We start from the raw sequence: 9,750 nt of genomic DNA, 5'->3' as shown, positions 1-9,750 counted from the left end.
AACCAGTACACGTACTCCATCCGCCCCGCCTTCTCAGAAAAGGAGTCAACCGTGCTCGACTGGCAAGACATCCAGATCTTTCTCGAGGTGGCACGCAGCGAACGGCTGACGGATGCTGCCCGGCGACTGGGGCTCGACCACTCCACCTTATCGCGACGCACTCGTCGCTTCGAGCAAAAACTCAATACGCAGCTGTTCGAGCGCAGCACCCACGGCTATCACCTGACAGAAGCCGGTCAGCAGTTACTGGCCCATGCCGAAGAAATGGCGCGCCATGCCTTCGAAGCCGGCGAAAGCCTAACCGACAAAAACCACCAGATCAGTGGCCAGATCCGCCTGGGCGTAACCGAAGGCTTTGGCACCTGGGTAATTGCCCCGCTGCTCGCCGTTTTCTGTGAGCAGCACCCTAGCGTCACGCTGGAGCTGCTGGCATTGCCACGTGTCGTCAACCTCAGCCGTCACGAGGCCGACCTGGCTATCACCATCGAGCGCCCCACAAGCCCAGGAGTTGTGACCTCGCGACTGTGCGACTACCGCCTGCGGCTGTATGCCAGCCTGGCCTACCTGAAACGCCACGGCAGGCCGGTAAAACGCGGCGACCTTGGCCGCCATCGGCTGATTGGCTATGTCGACGACCTGATCTTCAGCGAACAGCTGAGTTACCTGGACCCGCTGCTGGACCCGGCGGTAGTAGGCGCCCCAGGGCCACACTTCGCCATGCGCAGCACCAGCGTGACCACTCAATACGCCGCCGCACTGAGCGGTGCCGGCCTGGCGGTGCTGCCGTGCTTCATGGCAGAAAGCTGCGAGTCACTAGACAGCGTGCTCGATGAAGAAGTGGACGTAGTGCGGCAGTTCTGGATTACCGCGCGCCAGGAGCAACGCCGCCTGGCCCGGGTAAGACTGCTATGGGACTTTCTGCGCGAAGCGCTGGAAGCTAATCGGGACTTTCTGATGGGCGGTGCTCGAAAGCTCACCTTGCCCGAGCAGGAGTCAGACGCGGATCAGTAATAAATGAATCCGGGGCACCTGGCGACACCACACCGGCCTGAAGGCATCCCTGCGCGACTTGCACGTACCGGTTTTTGTAGGAGGCACGTTTACATGCCGAAACCGCCGCGCAGCGCCGGTGTGGTCAGGTACCACAGAAAGTTCTCAGCACCTGCTCGCCCTCTTGTGGCGGTCGGGTGTAGCTGAGCTCACCGGCCGGCTCATCAAACGGATTCATGATAGCAGCCAACAGCGCCTCGAAGGGGGAGAAGTCATCTCTCTCAGCGGCAGCCTCAATGGCCTGCTCGACGCGATGATTGCGCGGAATTACTACCGGATTAACCGCCCTCAGCCGTGTGACGATCTGTGCCGGGGTCACCTGCTCGGCTGCGAGCCGCTCGCGCCAACGCGTCAGCCAAGTCTCGATGCCATGGGTCTCTTCAAAAAGCGCTAGCAGCACATGTTGTTGGTCAGTGGTTACCGCATCTGCCAGGTGACGAAATGTCAGAGTGAAGTCGGCGCGACCCTGGTACATCACATCAAGCAGAGCGGCGGCGAGCTGAGCATCGCCGTCGCGCGCTTCCATCAGCCCCAGCTTACGGCGCATCTCGTTCAACCAATGATGCTGGTAACGCTCGTCGAAGGTTTCCAGCACCTTGGTGGCATCGGCAATCGCTTTTTTGCTGTCGTAACCCATCAACGGCAGCAGCGCTTCTGCAAAGCGCGTCAGATTCCACTGGGCCATGGACGGCTGGTTGGCGTAGGCGTAGCGCCCCCTTTCATCAATGGAGCTGAATACGGTCTGCGGATCATAGCGGTCCATGAAGGCGCAGGGGCCGTAGTCGATGGTTTCTCCGCCAATCGCACAGTTATCCGTATTCATCACGCCGTGGATAAAGCCGACGCTCATCCACTTCGCAATCAGCGCCGCCTGACGCTCAACTACGACTTCCAGCAGCGCCAACGGCTGAGCATCAGAGGTTAACTCGGCCAACCCGGGGTAATGACGAGCCACTGCCTCGTCGACGAGTAAGCGAAGTGCCGCTTCATCACCTCTGGCGGCAAAGTACTGAAAAGTGCCCACACGTAGGTGGCTTGAAGCTACCCGGGTAAGTACCGCACCTGGCTCAGGCATGCGCCGATAGATGCGCTCGCCGGTGGTCACCGCCGCCAGCGCCCGGGTCGTCGGCACGCCTAACGCATGCATGGCCTCGCTGACCAGATATTCGCGCAGCACCGGCCCAAGCGGTGCGCGACCATCACCACCGCGAGAAAAGGGCGTGCGCCCGCTGCCCTTGAGCTGGAGATCACGGAGCTGCCCCGCACAATTTCTGGCTTCGCCCAGCAATACGGCACGTCCATCGCCCAGCTGTGGTACAAAATTGCCAAACTGGTGGCCAGCATAGGCTGCCGCCGTGGGCTTGAGCTCTTCGGGCAAAACATTACCGGAAAACAACTCTGCGGCGCGCGTTTCATCAAAATGCGCCAGATCGAAGCCCAGCTCCTCGGCCAGCGGCTGGTTGAAGACGACCAGGCGCGGCTTGGCCACTGGCGTCGGGCGCACCTCGGCGCGCATATGCTCGGGAAGGTCGGCGTAGCGATGAGAAAGTGGCGGTAGCATGGTGTCTCCTGTTTCTAATCGCTCTACCCTAACTGATACGGGCACTGCAGCATACGAGACAACAGTTCATACGCTGGCATCTACTGCAAGCTCTGCCACCTTCGCATCGCGGGCTTGCTGAGCAAGTCTCGCACGATGAGCGTCTTCGCTCTCAACCATGTTCCGAGCTTCAGGATGCAACCCTAGCTTCTCAAACAGCGCACGGTCGCGATCGGCCTGAGGGTTGTCGGTAGTCAGCAGCTTATCGCCATAGAAAATCGAATTAGCGCCAGCCATGAACGCTAACGCTTGGGTGGGTTCGCTCATCTGCTCGCGCCCAGCCGACAGCCGCACATGGCTTTTTGGCATCATGATGCGTGCCACGGCCACGGCACGAACGAACTCCAGCGGGTCCAAGTCCTCAACATTTTCCAGCGGCGTGCCCGGCACCTTGACCAGCATGTTGATGGGCACCGACTCAGGGTGTGGTGACAGGCGCGCCAGCTGCTGAAGCAATGCACTACGGTCACGAGCGTCCTCGCCCATCCCCAGAATGCCCCCGGAGCAGACCTTCATGCTTGCATTGCGGACATGGCCAAGGGTCTCCAGACGGTCGGCATAGCTGCGGGTGGTGATGATCTCGCCATAATAGTCCGGCGAGGTGTCAAGGTTATGGTTGTAGTAATCCAGTCCGGCAGCGGCCAGTCGGCTGGCCTGCTCACCGTCGACCATGCCCAGCGTCATGCAGGTTTCAAGCCCCAGTTCTTTTACGCGGCGCACCATTTCTTCAACCACCCGCAAGTCTTTTTCCCGAGGGCTCTTCCACGCGGCTCCCATGCAAAAGCGGCTGGCTCCGGCGTCCCTGGCGGCGCGGGCCTGAACGACGACCTGCTCTACCGCCATCAGCTTTTCCTTTTCCAACTGCGTATTGTAATGGCCGGACTGCGGGCAGTACTTGCAATCCTCAGGACAGGCGCCAGTCTTGATCGACAGGAGCGTGGAGACTTGTACGGCGTTAGGGTCGAAGTGCTGGCGGTGAACCTGCTGGGCGCGAAACAACAGATCGTTAAACGGTAGCGCAAACAGGGTATTGATCTCATCAAGCGTCCAGTCATGACGTGGAGCAGCCATCGCAACCATTCTGTAAACCTTACTATTAATAAAAGTTGACAAAAGATAGCGAGGCAATACGCCACGGTCAACCTTGACAAATATTAAAGTTTACCCAGTACGTTCACGAGCTTTTTCCCAACTCGAAAATATCAACCATTCGCCGCAACCAGGTGACATTAGGTCACAAATTGGACTTTTCCCCCTTTTGACCCTAGTGTATGTCTTCTTCCGGCGATAACGCCGCACTCAACTGGCAGCTTGTCCGCAGCTCAGACAAGCCCAGGCAGGTTTCGCTTTGAAACCGACTAGTCTTGCTACCCCTCAGGGAAAATTAAAGCAGACTGGATCACGAGTACTTTCGAGAACTTGTCTGAGCTGAATGCTCAGACAGCATCGTTAGAAAAGGAAATCCATGTCCACATTCATCACCCAGACCGTCAACGCATTCCCCAGTCGTCCTCCACCCTTGTTCAAACTAGCTATTGGCGACTCACGTCATCGCTATTAGCTGAGCGGTACCTGGTAGCCAAAAAAGCTTACCCAATACAGCCTGTGGTCTCGCTGTGCGGCCGACGCCAATTCGTCGATGCCGTCATAGCCCAGGCAGGCTCTGTGCATATCAGATACCCACCCAGGTGGCGCCCATCGTTGCGGCTGCTATTGCTGCGCCTGTGCGCCTCATTAACCCACCCATGAGAGAGGGCAACAACTTGAACAACGATTCACTATTCCAATTCTCCACCCTGACCGTCCTGCTACTAATGATAGCGTTCTACGGCGGCACCTATCTGCTGACACTGACTATCCGCAAGCGCAAGGAAGACACCGATGCCTATATGGTGTCCAACCACCGCATCGGCTTTGGCATGGGCTCCGCCAGCATGACCGCCACCTGGATCTGGGCGGCTTCTTTCTATGCTGCCGCCACCTCAGGCTACACCTACGGTGTATCAGGGCCGATCCACTACGGCCTATGGGGCGCACTGATGATCCTGTTCATCTACCCCTTTGGCATACGCTTTCGCAAGCTGGCGCCCAACGCTGCGACCCTGGGCGAGCTGATCCATGCCCGCCACGGCTCGTCCAGCCAACTGATCCTGGCCAGCTCCAACCTGATGGGTAGCATCATCAGCCTGATGGTGAACTTTACTGCCGCCGGTGCCCTGGTGGCGGTACTCTCACCGCTCTCTTTCCAGGCCGGTGTCATCATCGCTGGCGTCGGTGTGCTGGGCTACACCATCTGGTCGGGATTCCGCGCCTCGGTGCTGACCGATTTCGCCCAGCTGGTAGCGCTGATGGCGATTGCCGTGCTGATCATCCCAGCAGTGTTCTTCTCCATGGGCGGCCCCAGCGAGCTGGTTGCCGGCCTCAGCAACTTGACGCCAGAGCAGGCCAACTTCTTTTCGTCGGACGCCATCCTCAACCAAGGCGCACCCTTCTTCGTTGCCGTACTGGCCTACGCGATTGGCAACCAAACCATTTCCCAGCGCCTGTTCGCGGTAAATGAAAAACACATCAAGCCAACGTTCTTGACCGCCACCCTGGGCTACGGCGCTATCGTTATCGGCCTTGGCATGATCGGCCTGATGGCACTGACCCAAGGCGTGCAGCCGCTCAACGGCGACATGAACAACCTGATTCCGCAGATGGTATCCGGCTACCTGCCGCCACTATTTATCGGGCTGTTCTTCATTCTGGTAATTGGCTCGCTATCGTCTACCGCAGACTCTGACCTGTCAGCACTGTCGGCCATCGTGATGGCCGATATCTACGGCAAGAACCTCGCCAAGGGCAACCCAAACCCCAAACTGATGCTACTGATTGGCCGCATGACCATGGTGACCGCCACAGTGGTCGGCATCATCTTTGCCAGCTTCTCGCTGGATATTCTGGTGATGCTGGTATTCGTCGGGGCACTGTGGGGCGCAATCGTGTTCCCGGTCATCGCCAGCTGCTTCTGGAACCGCGTGACCAACAAAGCTTTTACCACCTCGGTGGTCGTCGCCATGGTGCTGTTCATCGTAGCGCGTTTTGAACTCGTGCCGCTGGCTGGCGGTGCCGGTCTGTTCTTCGAACTGCTAGCAAGTATCGGAGGTGGCATCATCATCGCACTGATGACCTTCGGCTTCTTTGGCCGTCGCCTCGCAGTGGTTGCCGGCGGCCTGGCGATGTTGGCCATGCTCATTTTTGCCACCGGTTTCCTGCGCGACTACACCGTGCTGCTCGCCTCGCTGACTGCCTACGGCGCCAGCACCCTGGTATGTACGATCATGAGCCTGCTCAGCAACGAGCCGGACTTCGACTTCGACTCCATCAAAGACAAAGTGGGTAACTTCGAAACGCCGAAAAAGCCGACCAAATCACAAAAGTCGCGCAAGCCAAGTCCCGGTTTCGCTACCCAGACTCAGCGCTAAAGCTCAGCTCGACTATCAACCCCGAACACCAGCCTGCTCCCGCCAACGCCGGAACAGGCCTTAAAGGAGATTTTTATCATGCAGTGGTTATTTGGCTTTTATGTACTGATCTGGCCAGCCCTGACACTGGCCATACTGATCGTGATCTGCCGCGCCGTGATTCGCGATCACCGCGAAGCCAAGCGCGAGCACCGTGATATGGTATAAACATCGTCACCCTGCCCGGCGCTCTAACAGGAGCCCGGGCAGATGCTCCCCCCACTTTTCCTGCCACCTTGCCGCATTCACTGTTACCCTGCCAGAAAGCCCCCGCAAGTCACGCAGCTGAGGCCAAGACGATGACCACTGATGCCCTCGACTACTTCCGTCCTCCGGCCAGCGACGCCCTAGGGTTGATTCTGATACGTGCCAACCACAGCGGCCTGACCGAAGTGGAGTTCATCAACGAAGACAAGGTGCGCGAAACACCACGTCCCAGTGAACTTACACAGCGGACCTGCACCCAGCTGGAAGAGTATTTCGCAGGCCAGCGACAGCACTTCGATCTGCCGCTGGCAGCGACCGGCACCGATTTTCAGCACCGTGTCTGGCAGGCACTGACTGACATTCCTTTCGGCGAAACCCGCAGCTATGGCGAACTGGCCGAGCAGATCGGCAGCAAAGGTGGCCAGCGAGCCGTGGGGGCAGCCAACGGCAAGAACCCCATCTCGATCATTGTGCCCTGCCATCGGGTGATCGGTAGCGACGGCAAACTGACCGGCTACGCCAGCGGCATTGGCCGCAAGCAGTGGCTGCTGGCTTTTGAAGCAGGCAGCATGCCCTTCGAATTAGGCTGACGGTTTCGCCGCCTGACGTTTAGCGAGGCATACATGACCTTACTCAGTAAAACTCCCCTTTCCATACTTGACCTGGCGCCGATCCGCCAAGGCGGTACCGCCGGCGAAGCTTTCAACGACAGCGTCGCTCTGGCGCGCAAAGCCGACGAGCTTGGCTACAACCGCTACTGGCTGGCCGAGCACCACAACATCGACGGTATCGCCAGCGCCGCGACCTCGGTACTGATCGGCCATATCGCCGGCAAGACCCAACGCATCCGCGTGGGTAGCGGCGGCATCATGCTGCCCAACCACGCACCGCTGGTGGTTGCCGAGCAGTTCGGCACCCTGGAAACCCTCTATCCGGGCCGCATCGACCTGGGGCTGGGACGGGCACCGGGGGCCGATGGCGCCACCATGCGCGCCCTGCGCCGCGACCCCTTCGCCGGTGTTGACGACTTTCCCGAGCGCTTGGAAGAGCTGCGCAGCTACCTGGGCACCGCCAGCGCCAGCCAGCGTATTCGTGCCGTGCCCGGCCAGGACACCCATGTGCCGATCTGGCTGCTGGGTTCCAGCGGCTACAGTGCCCAACTGGCCGCACGTTTGGGCCTGCCATTTGCCTTCGCTGCCCAATTCGCCCCCGGCTACCTGCTTGAAGCGCTGCACCTCTACCGCACCCAGTTCCGCCCTTCACAGGTGCTCGATGCACCTTACGCCATGGTCGGTATGCCGGTCATCGTGGCCGAAAGCGATGCCCACGCGCACTACCTATCCACCACCGCTCAGCAGAAGTTTCTCAACTTGCACCGTGGTAAAAGCACTAAGGCGTTACCGCCGGTGGAAAGCATCGACTGGACACCCAGGGAGCGCGCAGCGGTCGCGCAGAACCTGGGCGCGGCGGTCATCGGCAGCCCCGACAGCGTTCGCGCAGGCCTGGAAGACTTCCTGCAGCAAACCAATGCCGATGAGCTGATGATCGTTACTGACGTCTATGACCGCAAAGATCGACTCCACTCAATTGAACTGTTGGCGGCACTGCAGCAACCAACGACTTCGCCCCTCTAAGACGGGTTGTAAATACGCCACAAAGAAAGATACCGCAACAGAAAAGCAACGCCCGGAAGCAGCACCGGGCGTTCTGACGTCTATCGTGAGCTTTTAACTATCAGCCTTCGCTTTCGATTCCGCCTATCACAGGCTCAGAGGGTGTCGGGCTGATCCAGTTATAGAGCAAACCGCCCAAGGCGCCACCAATTAACGGAGCCACCCAGAACAGCCACAACTGACTGATGGCCCAGCCTCCCACAAAGAGTGCGGGGCCAGTACTGCGCGCCGGATTGACCGAGGTATTGGTCACCGGGATGCTGATAAGGTGGATAAGCGTCAGCCCCAGACCAATGGCGATGGGCGCAAAACCCACGGGTGCGCGACCGTGAGTGGCGCCCATGATGATGAACAGGAACACCATGGTTAGCAGGATTTCAGCCACCAGCGCGGCTGCCAGCGAGTAGCCACCGGGGCTATGCTCACCGTAACCGTTAGCTGCAAACCCTGAGGCTGCCGCATCAAATCCTTCAACGCCGTTTGCAATGATATAAAGCGCCAACGCACCCAGAACGCCACCCGCAACCTGAGCGACGATATAAGGAACAACTTGTGAACCTGGAAAGCGCCCACCGGCGGTAAGGCCGATCGTTACAGCCGGATTCAAATGGCAACCTGACACGTGCCCGATGGCATAAGCCATGGTCAGCACCGTGAGACCAAAGGCCAGCGACACTCCCAAGAAACCTATCCCAAACCCTGGAAAACCCGCCGCCAGCACCGCTGCTCCACAGCCGCCAAAGGTCAACCAGAACGTACCAATCAGCTCAGCTGCATACTTTTGAGAGTTTTTCATCACACATCCCTGTGCTTTCAAGGCACCCCTTGTGCCCTATCAGGAAGCTGATATTACTCCACAAAATACAGCCGATGCAGGCGGATAAGAATTGTTCACTACTTACCAAAACGCCTGACAGAACCTTCGTAATGCCAGGCGTCACATCGATTTACGCTAATTATTTAAAGCGCGATCTCGCCTTCTCAAAGGAGTCACTAATCGAACTCCAGGCACGCTCGGCACCATCTTTTAGGTCATCCCAGGCATCATCGCTGGCATCACGCATTTTATTGAGCCGCTCGCGCATCTCATCGCGCTGTTTTTCAAGGCGCTCGGCCTCTTTTTCCTGCTCTTTCTCTAACTCACTATCGGCAGCAGCGCTACGCGCTTGCGCCCGTAGCAAATCAATTTCGGCCTGCCATTCGTCCAGCTTGGCACGCAGCTTCTGTTCATAGGCATCGCGTTGGCTCATACGCTGTTCTCCTCGTTATTGACAGTCTGGATGACCGTAAAACCTTCGAAGCTTGGCGGGCCCAGGTAGAGCCCCTCGCGCTTGCTTTTCCCGGCATTGGCGTGGGCCTTGCGAAACGCCTCGGAATGCGTCCAGGCCTCGAAATCCTCCTGCGCACGCCACACCGTATGCGAGGCATAGAGTACGTGATCTTTCCTCTCCGGCCCGCGCAACATCTGGAACTCGACAAAGCCGGGTAACCCTTGCAGGTGGGTCTCACGCTCTAACCATATCTGTTCGAACTCAGCGACCCGCTCAGGGTTCACTTTGAAACGGTTCATGGCGATATACACGGCTAATGGCCTCTCTGCTCTCGTGCTGATCTCGTTAAAACAGGTTTTGACGATGACAGTTCGACTACAGCGTGGCAAGTATATGACTGAGACAGCAAACCGCCATACCCATTCATAACCCCGCCCATTTCC

10 protein-coding genes are annotated in these 9,750 nt (G+C 58.5%); 5 read left to right on the top strand and 5 right to left on the bottom strand.

The genetic code is table 11. The features are described 5' to 3' along the window. Positions 1–1,011, top strand: a 1,011-nt coding sequence (locus ACTH3D_RS00345) for a LysR substrate-binding domain-containing protein (RefSeq protein ID WP_441664071.1), incomplete at its 5' end; no start/stop codon positions are given. 124 nt (positions 1,012–1,135) lie between these two features. On the opposite strand, the gene ACTH3D_RS00340 is transcribed toward ACTH3D_RS00345, so the two are convergent. Beyond that, on the bottom strand, positions 1,136–2,611 hold the full coding sequence (locus ACTH3D_RS00340) for a protein adenylyltransferase SelO (RefSeq protein ID WP_441664069.1): 1,476 nt from the start codon (positions 2,609–2,611) through the stop codon (positions 1,136–1,138). Between the two features lie 66 nt (positions 2,612–2,677). Beyond that, complete coding sequence (gene bioB, locus ACTH3D_RS00335; protein WP_441664067.1) at positions 2,678–3,730, bottom strand: biotin synthase BioB; 1,053 nt, start codon at positions 3,728–3,730, stop codon at positions 2,678–2,680. Positions 3,731–4,413: 683 nt separating this feature from the next. Between bioB and ACTH3D_RS00330 the strand changes: the two genes are divergently transcribed. The 4 genes from ACTH3D_RS00330 (at position 4,414) to ACTH3D_RS00315 (ending at position 7,997) form a co-directional block, all read left to right on the top strand. Continuing rightward, positions 4,414–6,117: a sodium:solute symporter family protein gene (locus ACTH3D_RS00330; RefSeq protein WP_441664065.1), complete on the top strand. Its 1,704-nt coding sequence runs from the start codon at positions 4,414–4,416 to the stop codon at positions 6,115–6,117. A 78-nt stretch (positions 6,118–6,195) separates the two neighbouring features. Further along, complete coding sequence (locus tag ACTH3D_RS00325) at positions 6,196–6,324, top strand: putative transporter small subunit (protein WP_441664063.1); 129 nt, start codon at positions 6,196–6,198, stop codon at positions 6,322–6,324. 131 nt (positions 6,325–6,455) lie between these two features. After that, the gene (locus tag ACTH3D_RS00320; protein ID WP_441664061.1) at positions 6,456–6,953 is read left to right on the top strand and encodes a methylated-DNA--[protein]-cysteine S-methyltransferase; all 498 of its coding nucleotides are present in this window, start codon (positions 6,456–6,458) and stop codon (positions 6,951–6,953) included. A gap of 33 nt (positions 6,954–6,986) precedes the next feature. Next, positions 6,987–7,997 (top strand): LLM class flavin-dependent oxidoreductase, encoded by a 1,011-nt coding sequence (locus ACTH3D_RS00315; protein ID WP_441664059.1) that lies wholly within the window; start codon positions 6,987–6,989, stop codon positions 7,995–7,997. A 100-nt stretch (positions 7,998–8,097) separates the two neighbouring features. Here the strand turns inward: ACTH3D_RS00315 and aqpZ are convergent, their stop codons facing one another. The 3 genes from aqpZ to ACTH3D_RS00300 all read right to left on the bottom strand — a co-directional run bounded on the left by aqpZ (position 8,098) and on the right by ACTH3D_RS00300 (position 9,618). Then, complete coding sequence (gene aqpZ / locus ACTH3D_RS00310; RefSeq protein ID WP_441664057.1) at positions 8,098–8,832, bottom strand: aquaporin Z; 735 nt, start codon at positions 8,830–8,832, stop codon at positions 8,098–8,100. Between the two features lie 160 nt (positions 8,833–8,992). Then, entirely contained in the window at positions 8,993–9,286 is a 294-nt protein-coding gene (locus tag ACTH3D_RS00305) for a coiled coil domain-containing protein (protein WP_441664055.1), read from the bottom strand. After that, positions 9,283–9,618 (bottom strand): antibiotic biosynthesis monooxygenase family protein, encoded by a 336-nt coding sequence (locus ACTH3D_RS00300; protein WP_441664053.1) that lies wholly within the window; start codon positions 9,616–9,618, stop codon positions 9,283–9,285. Before ACTH3D_RS00300 ends, ACTH3D_RS00305 begins: the two co-directional genes overlap by 4 nt. Between the last annotated feature and the right edge of the window lie 132 nt (positions 9,619–9,750).

The organism is Halomonas sp. (assembly GCF_052095765.1).
Taxonomy (GTDB): domain Bacteria; phylum Pseudomonadota; class Gammaproteobacteria; order Pseudomonadales; family Halomonadaceae; genus Halomonas.
The sequence above is the reverse complement of the archived record's forward strand: the minus strand, read 5'-3'. Positions and strand labels throughout refer to the sequence as shown.

Bases quoted from the DNA above. Each gene is read 5' to 3' on its own strand.
- ACTH3D_RS00340 (WP_441664069.1), bottom strand. From the start codon at position 2,611: ATGCTACCGCCACTTTCTCATCGCTACGCCGACCTTCCCGAGCATATG.
- ACTH3D_RS00315 (WP_441664059.1), top strand. From the start codon at position 6,987: ATGACCTTACTCAGTAAAACTCCCCTTTCCATACTTGACCTGGCGCCG.
- ACTH3D_RS00305 (WP_441664055.1), bottom strand. From the start codon at position 9,286: ATGAGCCAACGCGATGCCTATGAACAGAAGCTGCGTGCCAAGCTGGAC.
- ACTH3D_RS00320 (WP_441664061.1), top strand. From the start codon at position 6,456: ATGACCACTGATGCCCTCGACTACTTCCGTCCTCCGGCCAGCGACGCC.
- ACTH3D_RS00325 (WP_441664063.1), top strand. From the start codon at position 6,196: ATGCAGTGGTTATTTGGCTTTTATGTACTGATCTGGCCAGCCCTGACA.
- aqpZ (WP_441664057.1), bottom strand. From the start codon at position 8,832: ATGAAAAACTCTCAAAAGTATGCAGCTGAGCTGATTGGTACGTTCTGG.
- bioB (WP_441664067.1), bottom strand. From the start codon at position 3,730: ATGGTTGCGATGGCTGCTCCACGTCATGACTGGACGCTTGATGAGATC.